The organism is Leucobacter sp. cx-42 (assembly GCF_014529985.1).
Classification (GTDB): Bacteria; Actinomycetota; Actinomycetes; order Actinomycetales; family Microbacteriaceae; genus Leucobacter.
In genome coordinates, this window is sequence record NZ_JACVMU010000006.1 from 124,344 (window position 1) to 143,208 (window position 18,865).

Sequence of the window (18,865 nt, forward strand, 5' to 3'; positions counted from 1 at the left end):
GCATTACGGATCACACTCCGTGCCTGTCTGCGCCGCAGATGACATGATCCGCGCACGAATCGCGCGAGTCACCGCACACCAGCGTCGACAACTCGGCCGTCAGAAACGAAGACGGCCCCGAACTCAATGAGTCCGGGGCCGTCTTCAGCTACGCCCAAACGGGCACCTGAATGCTTACAGGCCGATCATCGCTTCGAACGGAGCACGTGCGAAGAAGATCATGAAGCCAACCGCGACGATCCACAGGAGCCAGTGGATCTTCTTTGCGCGGCCGCTGAGCGCGTTCACGAGTACGTACGAGACGAAGCCCGCGCCGATGCCGTTCGCGATCGAGTAAGTCATCGGCATAACCGCTGCCGTCAGGAAGACCGGGAGCAGGATGCGGAAGTCGGTGAGATCGATGTTCTTGACCTGTGCCATCATCATCGCGCCGACGATGACAAGTGCCGAAGCAGCGACCTCGGTCGGAACGATGCCGGTAAGCGGCGTGAAGAACATTGCAACGAAGAAGAGCAGACCAGTCACGATGTTCGCGAAACCGGTACGTGCGCCCTCGCCGATACCTGCGCCCGACTCAACGAACACAGTGTTCGACGACGACGAGGTGAGGCCACCGGCGATAGCGCCAACGCCCTCGACAACGAGTGCCGACTTCAGGCGGGGGAAGTTGCCCTTCTCGTCAGCGAGGTTTGCCTCGCGCGAGAGACCAGTCATGGTGCCCATTGCATCGAAGAAGTTCGTGAAGAGGAGCGTGAAGACCAGCATGATGACGGTGATGGTACCGACCTTGCTGAAGTCGAAGCTCACTGCGCCGACGAGGCTCAGGTCGGGGACGCTGAAGGGTGCCGAGCCGAGCTCGGGAACGGTGAGGCCCCAGCCGCCAGCGTTGAATTCGCCGTCAGCGCCAACCTGCGGGCCGAGGTGAGCAATCGCCTCAACGATGACCGAGATGATGGTGCCGGTAACGAGACCAATGAGCAGGCCACCCTTAACCTTTGCCGCGACGAGCACGCCGGTGAGCACGAGGGTGATGACGAAGATAAGCGTCGGGATGGTAGCGATCGAGCCGCCCTGGCCAAGACCAACGGGGGGCGAGTTCTGACCGGTTGCGGTCACGAAGCCTGCGTTCACGAAACCGATGAACGCGATGAAGAAGCCGATACCGACGGTGATCGCGAGCTTGAGCTCAACGGGAACCGCGTCGAAGATCATACGGCGCAGGCCGGTAGCTGCGAGGAGCACGATGAGCACACCGTTGATCACAACGATTGCCATTGCCTCGGGCCAGGTGACTTCCTGCACGACCGAGAACGCGAGGAACGCGTTAATACCGAGGCCAGCTGCGAAGCCGAAGGGCAGACGCGAAACCAGGCCGAAGAGGATCGTCATGACGCCGGCGGTGAGTGCGGTGACCGCGCTGACCTGGCCGAAGTCGAGCATGTTGCCTGCGACGTCAGGCTTTCCCGAGAGGATGATCGGGTTGAGGATCACGATGTAGGCCATCGTGACGAACGTCACGAGACCGCCGCGCACCTCGGTGCCGATGGTGGATCCACGCTCGGAAATTTTGAAGAAGCGGTCGAGCGCGCCCTTCGGTTCAGTCTGCTGAGCGGAGGCTTGAGCCACTGCGTACTCCTTGAGTTACTTGGTCAGAACGCTGATGAGTCACGGCTTCGGTATATGAATTCGCAACTATTTAACAGACACACGTTATCAGGTAAAACTCAGAATCAACGATCTCTGATATCGTTCGCCGATTTCAATGCCATAACAAAAACGCCCCATCCGCTCTCGAATAGAACGAATGGGGCGTTGCGCCACGGGCTGAGGCTTAGCTCACACCGAGAAGATCGATCACGAAGATCAGGGTCTTGCCTGCGAGGGGGTGGCCACCTGCGGTGCCGTACGCCTGCGCGGGGGGAACGATGAGCTTACGGCGACCGCCGACCTTCATGCCGGGGATACCGACCTGCCAGCCCTGGATGAGCGCGCGCAGCGGGAAGTTGATCGACTCACCACGACCCCACGAAGAGTCAAACTCTTCGCCCGAGTCGTATTCGACGCCAAGGTAGTGCACGTCGACGGTCGAGCTAGCAAGCGCCTCAGCACCGTCACCCTCAACGAGATCAATGATCTCGAGCGTTGCGGGAGCCGGACCCTCAGGTGCGTCAATTTCAGGCTTGTTGAGCGAATTCGTCATGCCACCATTCTTACTGCATTCGACCTGAACTGTCACCGATTTCGCTGACAGGAAATCTCGAACCACATCAGTTTGACGGCTTCCGACGAGCCATTCAGCAAGCGGCACATTCGTCCGATACCCTGGGTTGGTGAGATTCGCGCATATAGCTATGACCCCAGACTCTTCGCCCGTGTTGGTTGTTCAGCACGGCGACCGCTATGTACGTGTCGCAGACCTCGGCTTCGAGGCGAACACGCTGCAGGAGTTCATTGAACTCGGCGCAGACGCCCAGGCCCGACTTGCTGACGCGATCGCAAAGGCTCCCGACGACGCAGGCATCGCAGTCGATGACGCTGTATACGGTCCCGGCACCATCAATCCGCCGAGTATTCTCGCGGTTGGCCTCAACTACGACGAGCACGCGAGCGAGCTGAGCCTCGACAACGATTCCGGCCCAGTGCTGTTCTCGCTCTTCCCGAACTCCCTCAACGCCCACGAGGCAGAGGTGAAGCTCCCCCTCAACGTCAGCCGAGAGGTTGACTACGAGGCAGAGCTCGGTGTCATCATCGGCAAGCCCGCAAAGAACGTCACCCCAGAAGAGGCGCTCGACTACGTCTTCGGCTACACCGCGGTCAATGACATCACGGCACGCAACATCCAGTTCCAGGAGCCCCAGTGGGCACGTTGCAAGTCGTTCGATACGTTCACTCCGGTCGGCCCCGTTGTCGTCACCGCTGACGAGATCCCTGATCCCCAGGCACTCGCCATCACCACTGATGTCGACGATCTGCGCGTCCAGGACTCGACTACCGGATTCATGATTCGCACGGTTGCTGAGCTGATCGCGTCGCTCTCGCAGGAACTCACGTTGCTGCCTGGCACCCTCATCTCGACCGGTTCGCCCGGCGGCGCAGGCCGCTCTCGCAAGCCACCGCTCTACTTGACCCCCGGCGCGACCGTGACGGTCACGATCGAGAAGATCGGCGAGCTTCGTTCGTACTGCGTCGAAGCAGACTAACGCACGCCCCACGCGGGATTCCCGCGGTGATAATGGCTCTCGGCATCAGGCCGGGGGCCATTTTTCGTTGGCGGATCGGGGCAACGGCTGCACTTCTCATCTTCGCGGAGCGTGTGCGCGGGCGCGGAGTTGGGGCGCCGGTCCGGATATGGCAGTGACTGGTGAGGGGTGTTCGGGCTGGCGAGACGGCAGCACACACTGCGACTCGAGCCTGGCGGCCACCACACGAACCCCCTGCGGCGCGCACTCCCCTCAAACGCGTGTGGGGCCCGGGACATACGTCCCGGGCCCCACACGCGGCTTGCACCTAGCGTTGAGCTATGTGCGTGCCTGAGTTAGTCAGACAGACCAGCAAGCTTTGCCGGCTGGAGCAGGTCGTCGAGCTGCTCCTGATCAAGCAGACCAGCAGCGAGTACGAGGTCCGAAACCTTTGCGTTGGTTGCGAGTGCTTCCTTCGCGAGCTTTGCAGCCGATGCGTAACCGATTACCGGTGCGAGTGCCGTGATGACGGTGACCGAACGGCCAACGATGTCTTCGAGGCGATCCTCGTTCGCGGTGATGCCGTCGACGCAGTTGACGCGGAGCGTCTGGCATGCGCGCTCGAGCCACACGATCGACTGGAACAGCGAGTGAGCGATGATCGGCTCGAAAGCGTTGAGCTGGAGCTGGCCAGCCTCAACTGCCATCGAAACGGTCACGTCACAGCCAGCGACCGAGTATGCCACCTGGGTGACCGACTCGGGGATGACGGGGTTGACCTTACCGGGCATGATCGAAGAGCCTGCCTGGCGTGCGGGGAGGTTGATCTCACCGAGGCCAGCCTGCGGGCCCGACGAGAGCAGGCGAAGGTCGTTCGAGATCTTCGAAAGCTTCATCGCGGTGCGCTTGAGCGCGCCCGAGAAGGTGATGAATACGCCGGTGTCGCTGGTCGACTCGATGAGGTCGCCTGCGGTTACCAGGTCAAGACCGGTGATCTCACCGAGGTGCTTGATGACCGATTCCTTGTAGCCAACGGGAGCGTTGATGCCGGTGCCGATAGCGGTAGCGCCCATGTTGACCTCGCGGAGGAGCGAAACTGCTTCCTTCAGGCGGTCAACGTCCTCGCGCAGGGTCACACCAAAGGCGTTGAATTCCTGGCCGAGGGTCATGGGGACTGCGTCCTGCAGCTGGGTGCGGCCAACCTTGACGATGTGCGAGAACTCGCGACCCTTGTTCTGGAACGAGTCTGCGAGGAGCGTGAGCTCGTCAAGCAGCGACGTCAGCGAGAACGCGAGCGCAATCTTGATTGCGGTCGGGTAGGTGTCGTTGGTCGACTGGCTGTGGTTGGTGTGATCGTTCGGGTTAATGAACGAGTAGTCACCCTTTACGTGGCCTGCGAGCTCGAGCGCGCGGTTGGTAATAACCTCGTTCGCGTTCATGTTCGTCGAGGTGCCAGCGCCACCCTGAACGACGCCCACGACGAACTGGTCGTGGAACATGCCGCTCTTGATCTCTTCACACGCCTGGTCGATGAGCTTCGTGCGCTCGTCATCCAGTGCGCCAATCTCGTTGTTCGCACGAGCAGCTGCCTGCTTGACGCAAGCGAACGCACGAACGAAGTCGGGGTAAACCGAGATCGGTCGACGAGCAATCGGGAAGTTCTCGTTTGCACGCGCGGTATGCACGCCCCAGTAGGCCTGTGCGGGAATTTCGACGCTGCCGAGAGAATCGGTCTCGGTACGCGTCTCAGATGCGAGGAAATCGCTCACTTGTATCGCTCCGGTGTATTCGAAGAATCAGACGGCGGAGACCCGCCGAAGTACCACGCATAACCTTACTCCCGTCACCGTAAAAAGCAGTCATAAATCCAAGGAATCATCTGCGAGTCGCAGGAACCTCAGCTTTATTCACGAATGTCTCTATTTTTTACCGGGCGCGCCAGGATCTTCAATGTCAGATTCTGGCAATTTCGGAAGCGGAATTGGCCCGGTCAGACCGTCGGCAAGCGGCCCGTTCTCCGGAACCGAACTCACGTCACCAACCGGAAGTGGATGACGCCGAAGCACTTCGAGCGGTGCGGTGAGCGTTTCATCCTGTGGCGCGCTCGGTTCCGCTGTGGCGGGTCGGCCCGCGTGCGTGACCACGAGGTGGGGCGCGGATCCGATCCGCACCCGCACGCGCAACCCACGACCGATGAACCACCAGCCGACTCCGATGAGACATGCGAGCAATCCCGCGAGCGCAGCGACGCCGAGCGCCCAGCGTGGCCCGAAACGGTCGGCGACGGCTCCCGCGACCGGCGCACCGAGCGGGGTACCGCCCATGAGCACAGCGAAGTAGAGGGAGAGCACTCTGCCGCGCACGGCAGGGTCGGTCGTCGTCTGCACGAAACCGTTTGCGGTCGAGAGAAGGGTTGATGTGCAGTAGCCGAGGAGCACGAGCGAGAGGGCGAACGTCCAAAATGTGGGCATGAGCGCGGCGATGAGGGCAGCGAGGCCGAGACCGCCTGCTGAGAGCACCACAACGCGCATACGAGCCTCAGGACGCCGCGCAACGAGCAGTGCGCCAGACAGCGACCCGATCGCGAGCACAGACGAGAGCACACCGTACTCGCCTGCGCCGCGGCCGAATTCCACGGCCATCGTTGAGGAATACACGGGGAAGTTCATCGCGAACGCCCCGACCAGGAACACGATGATGAAAATCACGAGCAGGTCGCGCCGCATCCACACGTATTTGAAGCCGGCAATGAGCTGGTTTCCCTCGCCCCGTTGTGCCTTGACGGTCGCCTGCGAAATGGCGGGGACGCGGATCGCGGCAAGCGCGATCAACATCGCAACGAACGATGCCGAGTTGATGATGAATACCCAGCCTGAGCCAACGCCGGCGATGAGCAGGCCAGCGACCGCTGGGCCCACAAGTCGGGCCGAATTGAAGGAGGCCGAGTTCAGCGCGACCGCATTGGACAGCTCGGACTGATCGACGAGGTTTGAGACGAAAGCCTGACGCGAAGGAGTGTCGAATGCGTTGACGATTCCGAGCCCGAGCGCGAAAAGGTACAGGTGCCAGAGTTCGGCCGTACCGAGCACGAGCAACAGGCCGAGGGCACAAGCAAGCAGCATCAAGAGCGACTGTGTCACAAAGAGCACTTTTCGTCGGTCGAAGCGATCCGCCACTGCCCCGCTCAGAGGGACCAGCAGGAGCTGCGGCCCGAACTGGAGCGCCATCGTAATACCGACGGCCGTTGCGTCGTTGTCGGTGAGCTCGGTGAGGACCACCCAGTTCTGGGCGGTTGCCTGCATCCACGCACCGATGTTCGAGACGAGTGCCCCGATGAACCAGATCCGATAGTTCCGAATCGAAAGTGATCTGAACATCGTTGACACGTCGCTGGGCTCCTTCGGTTGCCCACCACCTTACGCCCGCGACGTGCCTGGTTTCTAGACCTGACGAAGGATTAGAACTTGTCCCCCATGTCGAGCAGACGGCGAATGCGGTCGGGAATCGGTGGGTGCGTCGCGAAGAGTCGCTGCGTGAGTCCCGGCTTCAGCGGATCCGCGATCCACAAATGCGCCATGCTCGAATTCTGCTTCTGCATCGGCTGACCATAGGTCGACAGCTTGTGGAGTGCACTCGCGAGTGCCTCCGGGTGGCGAGTCGTCAGTGCGCCCGTCGCGTCTGCAAGGTACTCGCGCTGGCGAGAGACCGCGAGCTGCACCATGCTCGCCACGAGCGGAGCAACCAGCATCGCCAGCAGCCCAAAAATCATCACGACCGGATTGTTGTTGTTATTGTTCCGGCTGAAGAACACCATGCGAACGAGCATGTCACTGATCATGCCGACAGCAACGACCAGGCCGTACACGATCATTGACACACGAATGTCATAGTTGCGGACATGTCCGAGCTCGTGCGCCATGACGCCTTCGAGCTCGGAGTCCGTCATCATGTCGAGCAGGCCAGTCGTCGCGGCCACCATCGCGTGGTTGGGATCACGACCGGTCGCAAACGCGTTCGGCGCCGGATCATGCACGATGTACACCTCAGGCATTGGAGTGCCAGTGGTGATCGCGAGGTTCTCAACGATCCGGTAGAGCCGAGGGTTATCGGCCTGTGTGATGCGCTGAGCACCACTCATCATGATCGCTTGCTTGCCGGCCGCAAAGTACTGGAACAGCGCGAAGCCGCACGCAAAGACCATCACCCAGATGACGATCGTCCACGAGTTGTAGATGTAGGAGGCGAGCCAACCTAGGCCGCCAATTACTGCCAAAAACAACAGAATGATGAGCACACTGTTGATCTTGTTCTTTCGAATTGCGCTATACACGCGGGTGCCCTCTTAGCTCTTCAGAGTGCGGAGATTAGAACTGGATGCGCGGGGGCTCCGAAATCGCAGCAACGTCTTCTACTTCGAAGAACTCGCGCTGCTTGAAGCCCATACCGCCTGCGAAGACGTTGTTCGGGAACACCTGGATCTTGGTGTTGTACTCGCGTACGCCACCGTTGTAGAAGCGGCGCGAAGCCTGAATCTTGTTCTCGGTGTCGACAAGCTCCGACTGCAGCTGGAGGAAGTTCTGGCTCGCCTGCAGCTGCGGGTATGCCTCTGCGACCGCGAAGATGCTCTTCAGAGCGTTCTGCATGTGGCCTTCAGCAACCGAAGCCTCAGCGGGACCCTGCGCCGAAATCGTCTCAGCACGCGCCTTGGTCACGGCGGCGAAGACGCCTTCCTCATGAGCGGCATAGCCCTTCACCGACTCAACCAGTGAGGGGATCAGGTCAGCACGACGCTTGAGCTGCACCGTGATATCGCTCCAGGCCTCGTCAACGCGAACCTTGAGCGTGACGAGCGAGTTGTAGGTCGCCCATACGTAAATGCCAAGGACCACCACGAGGCCCACTGCGATAAGGAGTGCAATCATTCCGCCGTTCATGCGGCCAGTCTATCCACCGAGACCATGAATCCGCTGTGTCATTTTGGCGATATTCAGACAGCCGTTGAAAATCACTCCCTAGAGGTCGCGCAGATCACGCTCGAGTTCGGCTTGGAACGCCGCTCGGACGCGGGCGCGTTCCCTGAGCGCGGCGCGGATCCGCAAAAACAACCCAAGGCCAGCCGCGATCAGCAGGGCAACAATCAGAATCATCTTCGCAAACGCCACGCAGCCACAGTACACCTCGGCTCTGAAAGGACTATGCTTTGGTGGTTGCGAGCGGTTGCTCGCGCTCCCCCAATAGCCCAACTGGCAGAGGCAGCTGACTTAAAATCAGCAAAGTCTGGGTTCGAATCCCAGTTGGGGGACTTTTCTTTTTCCCGCGCGCAAAGCTCTGCGCAGTGTCAGTTCTCCGCACGTTTCGTACCTTTCACGTCGTTCTCCCCCACGATGGGCGCGGATCATGGAAGCTCAATGCATGACCGACGCCATGCCACCGACCCTGCCAGCGAGATTTGCAGCACCGCCTCTTGACGCTCCGTTGTCCGCCGCATCGTCGAGCATCAAGAAAACAGGTCCGATTTCGCACCCGCTGGAGGCCTTTGCTGTCGTCGCAGGCGGCCTGGCGTTCATCTTTGCGGTCGGGGCGGTGGTTGTTTGGCTGCTCAAGGTCTTTAGCCCAAGCGAACTCGGCGACCTGGAGTTCGTCCTCTTCTTGATCGCTTTCCCGGTACTCAGCGTGATCCTCAGCATCGCAGCAATCGTGCTCGCCCTACTCGCACTAAAAGCAGGTGACCGATTGCTCTGGCCAGGCCTCACGATTGGCTTTGCGATGTTGACCTTACCGCTCAGCTGGACGCTGCTGGGAAGCTACTCTTCAATGGTGATCTATTTCTTTCAAGACACGGGCGTGCAGATCTAGCGACGGCACACAGCACCGTACGTGTTGAGCACCGGTTGGGGCAGACTCATACTGGCTAGCCAAGCGCTATTCTTCGACTATGAACGAAGTCACGCTTTTGCTCATTGGCACCTACGCATTTTGGCTCGCTGGAATTATCATCAGCCTTTGGATTCTCTGGGCAATCATCCGCGGCGCAGTCCTGTCAGCGCTGCGCAAGCACAGCTACGAGCAGGCGATGGAAGCCCATAACTCCAGGAAACAGGCAGCAAACAGCTCACCCGCAACGACAACAGGCCGTTTTCCCACTACAACAGCGACAGCGACCCCTGGTGCAATGCCTTCTGCTGGCCCTGCGCAGCAGGCCGGCTCGCTGGCAGCGACAGCAGCTACCGTTGTCACCCCGGTGGCGGAAACCAGCCAAGTACCCCCGCTCGGCTAGTCTCCGGGTAATGATTGGGGCATGAACGAAACGCACTTCACCCCGAGCCCCGCGACAGTCGCCACAAGCGCACCACTCGCACAGGCCGACAAGCCTGCGCCACAGCGCAAGGCACCCGAGGTCGTCGCATTCCGCTTTGGCCTCATCGCGTTCTGCGCAACCGTTTCCGCGATGGTGTCACCCTTCATTCCGGGCATCGGAATCGTCGTGAGTGGCCTGGTCTTCATCATGCCGTTCGCAGCACTGGCCGCTGGCATCATCGGCATCGTCGTAGCGAGCAAGGCGCTGAAAGCCACGACGAATCCGCGCCCCGCACGCGTTGGACTTGGCCTCTCGATAGCAACCGCTGCGATCCCCTGCATTGCCATCGCCTTCGCCATCTTCGCGATGATCGCGCTCACGATGTAATACTCACGATGTAACGCTCACTGGCAGCCATAACCCAGTACGGCACATGACATAAACGAAGGAGGCCCCCACCAGCCGGTGGGGGCCTCCTTCGTTGTACTGAGACTTAGTTGCTCAGGCGGTCACGCAGACCGTTGAGCTGGTCGTTCAGCGCTGCGGGAACGCGATCGCCGAACTGAGCGAAGAACTCTTCGGTCAGGTCTGCCTCTGCGAGCCACGACTTGGGATCGATTGCGAACAGCTCCTCGAGGTCAGCCTCGGGCACCTCGATGCCGTCAAGGTTGAGCTCGCCTTCTGCAGGGACGGTACCGATTGCGGTCTTACGGCCGGTATGCTCACCCTCAACGCGGCGAATGATCCAGTCGATCACACGCGAGTTGTCACCGAAGCCAGGCCACAGGAAGCGACCATCGTCACCCTTGCGGAACCAGTTGACCTGGAAGATCTTCGGAGCGTTCTCGCCAAGGATCTCGCCCATCTCGAGCCAGTGGCCCCAGTAGTCAGCCATGTTGTAGCCACAGAAGGGAAGCATTGCGAAGGGATCGCGGCGAAGCTCGCCAACGGTGCCTTCCTGAGCAGCGGTCTTCTCAGACGAGATAGTTGCGCCGACGAATACGCCGTGCTCCCACGAGAGCGACTGCGCAACGAGGGGAACGTTGGTCGCGCGACGGCCACCGAAGAGGATCGCGTCGAGCGGAACGCCGTCCTGCTCGTACCAGTCCTGAGCGAGCGTCGGGGTCTGCTGGATGGGCACGGTGAAGCGCGAGTTCGGGTGTGCGGCTACACGGCCCGAGTCGGGAGTCCAGTCGTTGCCGAGCCAGTCGATGAGGTGATCGGGGACCTCGTCGGTCTTGCCCTCCCACCACACGTCACCGTCGTCGGTGAGCGCAACGTTGGTGTAGATGGTGTGTCCCCAGAGGGTCTCCATTGCAACAGGGTTGGTCGACTCACCGGTGCCGGGAGCAACACCGAAGAAGCCAGCCTCAGGGTTGATCGCGTAGAGACGACCGTCCTTGCCGGGGCGAAGCCATGCAATATCGTCACCGATGGTCTCGACCTTCCAGCCCGGAATCGTGGGCTGGAGCATTGCGAGGTTCGTCTTGCCACAGGCCGAGGGGAATGCCGCAGACAGGTGGTATGCCTTGTCGGTCTCGGTGTTGGTGAGCTTCAGGAGCAGCATGTGCTCTGCGAGCCAGCCCTCGTTCTTGCCCATGACCGATGCGATACGGAGCGCGAAGCACTTCTTCGAGAGCAGCGCGTTTCCGCCGTAGCCCGAACCGTACGACCACACCTCGAGGGTTTCAGGGAAGTGCGTGATGTACTTCGTGTCGTTGCTGGGCCATGCGACGTCTTCAGCGCCGTCAACGAGCGGTGCACCTACCGAGTGAACGGTACGGACCCACTCCGAACCCGGGGTGATGCCGTCAAGCGCAGCCTGACCCATGCGGGTCATGATGCGCATGTTCAGCACAGCGTAGGGCGAATCGGTGATCTCGATACCCAGCTGCGTGATTGCGCCGCCAACGGGGCCCATCGAGAACGGCACAACGTACATGGTGCGGCCGCGCATCGAGCCTTCGAAGAGGGGCATGAGCTCCGCCTTCATAGCATCGGGAGCAGCCCAGTTGTTCGTGGGGCCTGCATCTGCTTCGTTCTCCGAGCAGATGAAGGTGCGATCCTCAACGCGAGCGACATCGTTCGGGTTCGAACGTGCAAGGAAGCTTCCGGGACGGATGTCCTTGTTCAGCGCGATGAGCGTGCCAGCCTCGACCATTTCCGAGGTGATGCGGTTCCATTCGTCCTGCGAACCATCGCACCACAGCACAGCATCTGGCTGAGTAAGCTCGGCGACTTCTGTCACCCAGCTCAGTACCTCTTCATTGCCGGTCTTCGCTTCTGCACGTACGAGCGCTGCGTAGTTCAGGTCATTACCCATGAGTTATGTATCTCCTTGGAGTGAAACCGCACCTTATTCAGGCGTGTACAACCATCTTCCCCCACAAGTTCACCCTCCATTTTCCAAATCGGCTGTAAAAATTCAGCTTTTTTGACGTAGAGTCAATTTCATGGCACCTCAGGATACTCCGACACTTTCTGGCGCGGATATGGACCGAATGATCCTCGGCAAGCGACTTCGGCACTATCGTACGCATGCTGGCCTCACGCTTGAACAATTGGGCGAACGCGTTGGCGTCGTCGCGAGCCAGATTTCTCACATCGAAAACGGTCGCCGGGAACCCAAACTTGTATTGATTCAGGCTCTTGCACGCGAACTCAAGATTGAGCCAGGCGATTTGCTGTCTCGTGAGGCCCCGGACGAGCGCAGCCGACTTGAGATTGAATTGGAGCGCGCACAATCAACGCCGTCGTACCAGCGGCTTGGCCTCCCCCACGTTCGTGCACCACGCAGCTTGAGTGACGAGACGCTTGCCACCCTCGTCGGCATGCACCAAGAGCTCGCACGTCGCAGCCGCGCTGCGGCCTCAACTTCTGAGGAGGCACGTCGCGCAAACACCGTGATCCGCACCCAGATGCAGGAACGCAACAACTATTTGCCCGATGTTGAACTGCTTGCCTCTGACCTGATGCGTCGAATCGGCCACGGAAATGGCGCCGTGACCCACCGCGAGGTTGCCATGCTCGGTGAGCTTCTTGGGTTCACGCTCATCTTTGTTGATGACCTGCCTGAGAACACCCGCAGTATGACGGACCTCGAGAACGGTCGCATCTATCTTCCGCCAGCTTCAATTCCTGGCGGGCACGGCCTGCGCTCGCTCGCGCTGCAGGCAATGGGCCACCGCGTGCTCGGCCACGGCAAGCCCGCGAGCTATGCGGAGTTCCTGCAGCAGCGGCTGCAGATCAACTACTTCGCGTCAGCGTGTTTGATCCCGGAGGCACGCGCGGTGGAGTTCCTGCAGCACGCGAAACGAAACCGCAACCTCGCGATCGAGGATTTTCGCGACGCATTTGGCGTCACGCACGAGGCAGCGGCCCACCGCTTCTCGAACCTCGCCACCCGTCACCTCGACCTCCGGGTGCATCACTATCGCACCGATGCCGTGGGCGCCCTTCAGCGCGGATACGCGAACGACGGCCTCCCCTTCCCCACCGACGAGGACGGCTCCATCGAAGGCGAACTGCTCTGCGCAAAGTGGGGAGGCCGCACTGCGTTCAACCGCACCGACCGCACGAGCGAGTTCTACCAGTACACGGACACCCCGAACGGGACGTACTGGACGAGCGTGCAGACGGGTCAGGCCGACGCCGGAAACTTCGCGATCGCTTGTGGCGTATCGTTCGATGATTCCCGTTGGTTCCGCGGCCGCGATACGAGCATGCGCGAGGTTTCCACCTGCCCGGATCCTGCATGCTGCCGCACCGCACCGACTGACCTCCGTGCACGCTGGGAAGGCAAGGCGTGGCCCAGCGCCCGCATGCACGCTCACGTGCTCTCGCCGCTTCCGACCGGCACCTTCCCCGGCGTCGACGACACTGCGATGTTCGAGTTCCTCTCGCGTCACTCGCCCTCTGACGGATAGGTATTGCTGTGGGGCGGATCCGCCACTCACAGAAATGCCACCAGTCTGAGGCAAAAACTCAGCCCGGCAATACCCCTCCTTCGCTACGCTAGATAAGTAGTACAAGCCCTGGAAAGGACTCGACCACCACAATGAGCAATCCCGCCTTCTCGAAGAACCCCGCGCTGAACGGCAAGCAGAACCTCACCGCTGATGAACTGCGCCGTATTTACGATCAGCCCGCAGCCGAGGTGAACCGTCCTGGCGTCGATACGCCTGCAGGCGCGGCACCCGGCGCCGGCGTACCCGCCGGCGCGCCCACGATGCCCGCGTCGTCTTCACCGATGACCTATGAGAACACCATCTCGAAGACGGTGTTCCTCTTCATCCTGACTGTTGCGTGCGCAGCGGTTGGCTGGATGGCGACGCCTTCCATGCCGTTCATCCCGTTTGTTGGCGCGATCGTCGGCCTCGTGCTCGGTCTCGTGAACTCGTTCAAGAAGCAGCCGAGCGTGCCGCTCATCATCGGCTACGCAGCGTTCCAGGGTCTGTTCCTTGGTGGCATCTCGATGATCTTCGAAGCGCAGTGGGCGGGTATCGTCTCGCAGGCCGTTATTGGCACGTTCGCCGTGTTCGGCGTCACCCTGCTGCTCTTCCGCAGTGGCAAGGTTCGCACGAGCCCGCGCATGACGAAGATCGTACTGATCGCAATGGTCGGTTACGGTGTCTTCTCGCTCATCAACTTCATCCTCATGCTGACCGGCATCAATGACAACCCTTGGGGCCTCCGCGGTGCAACCATCTTCGGCTTCCCCCTCGGTGTCGTCATCGGCCTGCTTGCGGTCGCCCTCGCTGCTTACTCGCTCGTCATGGACTTCGAGATGATTCAGAACGGCGTGCAGAACCGCGTCCCCGAGAAGTGGGGCTGGAGCGCAGCATTCGGCATCATGGTGACGCTGATCTGGCTCTACGTTGAGATCCTCCGTATCATCGCGATCTTGCGAGGCAACGACTAACAGTCGCCTACGCAGCTAGATACTGACGCTCTGCGGAGCGCGGATCAGGGGTGGAGCACCTTTTGGTGCTCCACCCCTGTGCTGTGTCCAAGGGTGGTCAGCTGGCGGGGCGCAGGGTCGCGGTGCCAACCTCACGGAGCCCGGTGCGCGGACCACAGCTCACGGACCCATGCTCACGGATTCAGCTCGCCGACCCGAGCGCTCAATGCTCTACATCGCGAGCACAGCGCTTGCTCACACAGACAGCCCTTACACGCGCATGAAAGGCGCCTTCACGACAGAAACGCCCCTCCTCGCGAGGTTGGAGTCCACACGCACCTGGCGCAAAAAAGAGGAGCCGCACCAGCAGGTGCGGCTCCTCAATTCACTCAGCGTCGTGCCAAGCCATCGTGGGGATTACTCCCACTCGATGGTCCCGGGCGGCTTCGAGGTCACGTCGAGAACGACTCGGTTAACCTCAGGCACCTGGTTGGTGATCTTGTTCGAGATGCGCGCGAGCACATCGTACGGCACGCGGGTCCAGTCTGCGGTCATCGCGTCTTCCGACGAGACGGGGCGCAGCACGATGGGGTGGCCGTAAGTGCGGTGATCGCCCTGGACGCCAACCGAACGCACGTCTGCGAGCAGCACAACCGGGCACTGCCAGATCGTCTGGTCGAGACCAGCAGCGGTGAGTTCCGCGCGCGCGATAGCGTCAGCCTCGCGAAGCACCTCAAGACGATCACGGGTCACCTCGCCAACGATGCGGATACCCAGGCCGGGGCCGGGGAACGGCTGACGGCCGACGATCTCTTCGGGAATACCGAGCTCACGACCAATCGCACGAACCTCATCCTTGAAGAGCGCGCGAAGCGGCTCGATGAGTTCGAAGTCGAGGTCCTCAGGGAGGCCGCCGACGTTGTGGTGCGACTTGATGTTCGCGGTGCCTGATCCGCCACCCGACTCAACAACGTCGGGGTACAGGGTGCCCTGGACGAGGAACTTCACCTTTTCGCCAGAAGCCTTCGCCTCTGCAACGAGGTCAAGCTGGACTTTCTCGAACGCGCGAATGAACTCGCGACCGATGATCTTACGCTTGGTCTCGGGATCGGTGACGCCCTCGAGGTGCCCAAGGAAGGTATCTGCCGCGTCAACGGTGATGAGCTTGACGCCGGTCGAGGCGACGTAGTCGCGCTCAACCTGCTCGCGCTCGCCCTTGCGGAGAAGGCCGTGGTCGACGAACACAGCGGTGAGCTGGTCGCCGATTGCCTTGTGCACGAGTGCGGTCGAAACAGCCGAATCAACACCACCCGAGAGTGCCGAGATGACGCGTGCGTCGCCGACCTGAGCGCGGATCGACTCGATCTGCTCAGCGATGACGTTGCCGGGGGTCCAGTCCGAGGGAATCTCTGCAACTTCGTGCAGGAACTTCTCGATCATTGCCTGGCCGAACTCCGAGTGCTTTACCTCGGGGTGCCACTGCACGCCGTACATGCGCTTCTCGGGCGAACCGAATGCTGCGACGGGGGTGAGCGCGGTGCTTGCGAGCACCTCGAAGCCTTCCGGAGCCTGCGAAACGGAGTCGCCGTGGCTCATCCAGACGTTCTGCGTCTCGGGGAGACCGCCGAGGATAGCGCCGCCACCTGCGATGAGGTCAGCCTCAACACGACCGTACTCACGGTCACCGGTCTCGGTGACAACGCCACCGAGGGTGTGAGCCATGATCTGGAAGCCGTAGCACATGCCGAACATCGGAACACCGAGCTCGAAAATCGCGGGGTCGAACTGGGGTGCACCCTCTTCGTACACCGACGAGGGGCCACCCGACATCAGGATTGCGAGGGGCTGCTTTTCAGCAACCTCAGCAGCCGTGATCGAGTGAGGCACGAGCTCGGAGTACACTCCGGCCTCGCGCACGCGGCGGGCGATCAGCTGCGCATACTGCGCGCCGAAGTCGACCACCAGCACCGGACGGTGCGCAGTGCTTGCCTGTTCTGTCATTACTGACCTTCCGTGGTAGTCGCGGACGAAGCCGCGATTGATGAATCTTTGGCACCTGAAGTGTCAGCTGCCTGCAAACTTGTGAGGGTGTCCTGCACCTGGCGCGCCACGCGTCCTTCAAGGAAGAAGGAAAGCAGCGGGATAACGCCACCGAGGGCAATCAGCAAGAACTTGCTGAAGCCCCAGCGCATCGGGCTCCACAGCATGAAGTCCGAGATGAGGTAGATCACGTAGAACCAACCGTGAGCGATCAGGATCGCCTTGAACAGGTCGAACCCGGGCTGGACGAAGTCAGCCTCGACGCCCTCGGGAGCAATTTCACGGAACACCGCGAACCCGTCCGGCGTGAAGAGGTACAGCTGTACTCCGACTGCGTACTTCATGACCATCACTGCGCACAGCAGGAGGAGCATGATGCCAGTGATCACCGACGTCACCTTGTAGATCGACAGCGCACGCTTGATACGCGGGTAATCTTCGGGCTTCGGCTGCAGTTGCATGATGTCCATTCTATTCTGCGTCGGCGGCCGCTTTTTCAGCGAGCGCCTTGAGTTCGTGTTCTTTCTCCCATGCGTCGCGGGTGAGGCGGAACCAGAAGAACACTGCGAATCCTGCGAACACCACCCATTCGATTGCGTAGAAGAGGTTCAACCAGTTCACCTGTTCAGGTTCCGATGGGGGCACCGAGTCGATCGCATCAAGTCCAGCTGCGTCAAGCAACGGTGTGATGTCGGCGTCTGGGTGCAGCACCATGTAGCCAGCGTAAACAGGTTCGGAGAGCTCGCCCCACGTATTAATGAGGTGAGCGGGAACCATCGTGGTCATGGTGTTCGGGTCAGTGTCTGAGCCCGGACGAGCAGGAGCCTCGGCAGGCATCATGCGGCCCTCAAGCGAGAAGACCTGCGTCGGGTCAACTTGCGAGTTCAGGATCTCGATTGCCTGTCTTGCGTCGGATGCCGTTGGCGCCCAACCGATTGCGGCCGAGAGGTTACTCGCGGGATCCTCGGTAGCAAATCGGCCAACCACCCACGCGCCTTCAACGCCAGCATTCTGACGCTTCTCGACAACGTTGAAATCACCGGGCACCAGCGTCCCGTCGATTTCCACTACCGAGCCGGCGGCGAGCTCGTTGAGCCCCCCGCCAGGCTTGGCAAGCTCGGTCAGTGACGTGACGGTTTCGGTATCTGCGAGATCCGAAATGTCAGTGCGGATCGCACTGCCAAGCTGCCACCGACCGAGCCACGCAAATGCCGCAGCGATGACCATTACGAGCAAGAATGCGAGGATCCACTGAGGACGCCGCATCACCTGCCCGAGTGTGGGCTCACCGAGGTATTCAGGTGTTTTGCGAGCCACTGTTTAGCGCTCTGCGTAGACGACACCGACGCGCTGGAACTCCTTGACGTCGGAGTAGCCCGTGGTTGCCATCGAACGGCGCAATGCGCCAATGAGGTTCGAGTGACCGTCGGCACCGTGTGCCGGACCGTTGATGATCTCGGCGAAGGGTGCAATCGGCTCAACCGAGATGCGCTTGCCACGGGGCAAGTCCTCGTGGTGAGCTTCCTGGCCCCAGTGACGGCCGCGGCCCGGTGCGTCAGTTGCGCGGGCAAGAGCGCCACCGAGCATGACTGCGTCTGCGCCACATGCGATTGCCTTGACAAGGTCGCCGGAGGTGCCGAGGCCACCATCAGCGATGACGTGGACATAGCGTCCACCCGACTCGTCGAGGTAGTCAGTACGTGCGCCTGCAACATCTGCAATTGCACTTGCCATCGGTGCACGAACACCGAGGGTTGCGCGGGTGGTCGACGATGCGCCGCCGCCGAAACCGACGAGAACGCCAGCTGCGCCGGTACGCATGAGGTGGAGTGCCGACTGGTAGGTCGCAACGCCACCAACGATGACGGGCACGTCGAGTTCGTAGATGAACTCCTTCAGGTTGAGCGGCTCGCGACCGGCAACCGACACGTGCTCTGCCGAAACCGTGTTGCCACGGATAACAAACATGTCGACGCCCGACTTTACGACGGTGTCAGCGAACTCGGCGGTGCGGTGCGGCGAAAGAGCGCCTGCCACGGTGACACCCGCATCGCGGATCTCAGCGAGGCGGTCACGGATCAGCTCAGGCTTGATGGGAGCCGAGTACATCTCGCGCATGCGATGTACTGCCTCGGTCTCGTCATCAATGCGTGCGATCTCCTCGAGCAGGGGCTCGGGGTTCTCGTGACGGGTCCAGAGGCCCTCGAGGTTCAGTACGCCGAGGCCACCCAGTCGGCCCAGTTCAATCGCCGTTGCGGGCGACATTACCGAGTCCATGGGGGCACCGAGTACGGGAATCTCGAACTGGAATGCGTCGATCGACCATGCGGTCGACACGAGCTCTGGGTCGCGCGTACGACGGGTCGGCACCACACCGATTTCGTCGAAGGTGTACACGCGACGGGCCCGCTTGCCCCGGCCGATCTCGATCTCGTTACTCACGATCAC

Annotated in this window: 18 protein-coding genes and 1 tRNA gene; 7 read left to right on the top strand and 12 right to left on the bottom strand. The window is 61.0% G+C overall.

Going from position 1 to position 18,865, the window contains the following annotated elements; translation table 11 throughout:
* Positions 1-174: 174 nt before the first annotated feature.
* Together ICM05_RS06590 and ICM05_RS06595 are read right to left on the bottom strand one after the other, a co-directional pair.
* Positions 175-1,626 carry an NCS2 family permease gene (locus ICM05_RS06590; protein WP_188023792.1) on the bottom strand — a complete coding sequence of 484 codons (1,452 nt, stop codon included), beginning with the start codon at positions 1,624-1,626 and terminating at the stop codon, positions 175-177.
* Between the two features lie 205 nt (positions 1,627-1,831).
* Positions 1,832-2,200, bottom strand: coding sequence for an FKBP-type peptidyl-prolyl cis-trans isomerase (locus ICM05_RS06595; RefSeq protein ID WP_188023793.1), 369 nt, complete (start codon positions 2,198-2,200; stop codon positions 1,832-1,834).
* Between the two features lie 130 nt (positions 2,201-2,330).
* On the opposite strand from ICM05_RS06595, the gene ICM05_RS06600 reads away from it, so the two are divergent.
* Complete coding sequence (locus tag ICM05_RS06600; protein ID WP_188023794.1) at positions 2,331-3,200, top strand: fumarylacetoacetate hydrolase family protein; 870 nt, start codon at positions 2,331-2,333, stop codon at positions 3,198-3,200.
* 335 nt (positions 3,201-3,535) lie between these two features.
* Here the strand turns inward: ICM05_RS06600 and ICM05_RS06605 are convergent, their stop codons facing one another.
* From ICM05_RS06605 to ICM05_RS06625, 5 genes are all read right to left on the bottom strand, one after another.
* A complete protein-coding gene (locus tag ICM05_RS06605; protein WP_188023795.1) occupies positions 3,536-4,948 on the bottom strand; it encodes an aspartate ammonia-lyase in 1,413 nt (470 codons plus the stop codon).
* Positions 4,949-5,098: 150 nt separating this feature from the next.
* The gene (locus ICM05_RS06610; RefSeq protein WP_188023969.1) at positions 5,099-6,556 is read right to left on the bottom strand and encodes an MFS transporter; all 1,458 of its coding nucleotides are present in this window, start codon (positions 6,554-6,556) and stop codon (positions 5,099-5,101) included.
* Between the two features lie 80 nt (positions 6,557-6,636).
* Complete coding sequence (locus ICM05_RS06615; protein WP_188023796.1) at positions 6,637-7,509, bottom strand: M48 family metalloprotease; 873 nt, start codon at positions 7,507-7,509, stop codon at positions 6,637-6,639.
* Positions 7,510-7,543: 34 nt separating this feature from the next.
* A complete protein-coding gene (locus ICM05_RS06620; RefSeq protein ID WP_251364547.1) occupies positions 7,544-8,113 on the bottom strand; it encodes a LemA family protein in 570 nt (189 codons plus the stop codon).
* Positions 8,114-8,191: 78 nt separating this feature from the next.
* Positions 8,192-8,341 carry a hypothetical protein gene (locus ICM05_RS06625; protein ID WP_188023797.1) on the bottom strand — a complete coding sequence of 50 codons (150 nt, stop codon included), beginning with the start codon at positions 8,339-8,341 and terminating at the stop codon, positions 8,192-8,194.
* Between the two features lie 66 nt (positions 8,342-8,407).
* Between ICM05_RS06625 and ICM05_RS06630 the strand changes: the two genes are divergently transcribed.
* The 4 genes from ICM05_RS06630 to ICM05_RS06645 all read left to right on the top strand — a co-directional run bounded on the left by ICM05_RS06630 (position 8,408) and on the right by ICM05_RS06645 (position 9,864).
* Positions 8,408-8,481: transfer RNA gene (locus ICM05_RS06630), tRNA-Leu, on the top strand.
* A 110-nt stretch (positions 8,482-8,591) separates the two neighbouring features.
* On the top strand, positions 8,592-9,035 hold the full coding sequence (locus ICM05_RS06635; RefSeq protein ID WP_188023798.1) for a hypothetical protein: 444 nt from the start codon (positions 8,592-8,594) through the stop codon (positions 9,033-9,035).
* 79 nt (positions 9,036-9,114) lie between these two features.
* Entirely contained in the window at positions 9,115-9,456 is a 342-nt protein-coding gene (locus ICM05_RS06640; protein ID WP_188023799.1) for a hypothetical protein, read from the top strand.
* Positions 9,457-9,477: 21 nt separating this feature from the next.
* A complete protein-coding gene (locus ICM05_RS06645; RefSeq protein ID WP_188023800.1) occupies positions 9,478-9,864 on the top strand; it encodes a hypothetical protein in 387 nt (128 codons plus the stop codon).
* A 106-nt stretch (positions 9,865-9,970) separates the two neighbouring features.
* Here ICM05_RS06645 and ICM05_RS06650 read toward each other — a convergent pair whose 3' ends face one another.
* Complete coding sequence (locus ICM05_RS06650; protein WP_188023801.1) at positions 9,971-11,800, bottom strand: phosphoenolpyruvate carboxykinase (GTP); 1,830 nt, start codon at positions 11,798-11,800, stop codon at positions 9,971-9,973.
* A gap of 130 nt (positions 11,801-11,930) precedes the next feature.
* Between ICM05_RS06650 and ICM05_RS06655 the strand changes: the two genes are divergently transcribed.
* Positions 11,931-13,403, top strand: a complete 1,473-nt coding sequence (locus ICM05_RS06655) for a helix-turn-helix domain-containing protein (protein ID WP_188023802.1) — start codon at positions 11,931-11,933, stop codon at positions 13,401-13,403.
* A 131-nt stretch (positions 13,404-13,534) separates the two neighbouring features.
* Entirely contained in the window at positions 13,535-14,398 is an 864-nt protein-coding gene (locus ICM05_RS06660) for a Bax inhibitor-1/YccA family protein (protein ID WP_188023803.1), read from the top strand.
* 396 nt (positions 14,399-14,794) lie between these two features.
* On the opposite strand, the gene guaA is transcribed toward ICM05_RS06660, so the two are convergent.
* From guaA to ICM05_RS06680, 4 genes are read right to left on the bottom strand one after another with little or no spacing between them, the layout of a single operon-like run.
* Positions 14,795-16,378: a glutamine-hydrolyzing GMP synthase gene (guaA, locus tag ICM05_RS06665; RefSeq protein WP_188023804.1), complete on the bottom strand. Its 1,584-nt coding sequence runs from the start codon at positions 16,376-16,378 to the stop codon at positions 14,795-14,797.
* The gene (locus tag ICM05_RS06670) at positions 16,378-16,878 is read right to left on the bottom strand and encodes a DUF3817 domain-containing protein (RefSeq protein WP_188023805.1); all 501 of its coding nucleotides are present in this window, start codon (positions 16,876-16,878) and stop codon (positions 16,378-16,380) included. The genes guaA and ICM05_RS06670 overlap by 1 nt, the downstream gene beginning before the upstream one ends.
* Positions 16,879-16,888: 10 nt before the next feature.
* The gene (locus ICM05_RS06675) at positions 16,889-17,683 is read right to left on the bottom strand and encodes an SURF1 family cytochrome oxidase biogenesis protein (protein WP_188023971.1); all 795 of its coding nucleotides are present in this window, start codon (positions 17,681-17,683) and stop codon (positions 16,889-16,891) included.
* Positions 17,684-17,737: 54 nt separating this feature from the next.
* Positions 17,738-18,859, bottom strand: coding sequence for a GuaB3 family IMP dehydrogenase-related protein (locus ICM05_RS06680; RefSeq protein WP_188023806.1), 1,122 nt, complete (start codon positions 18,857-18,859; stop codon positions 17,738-17,740).
* Positions 18,860-18,865 lie beyond the last annotated feature (6 nt).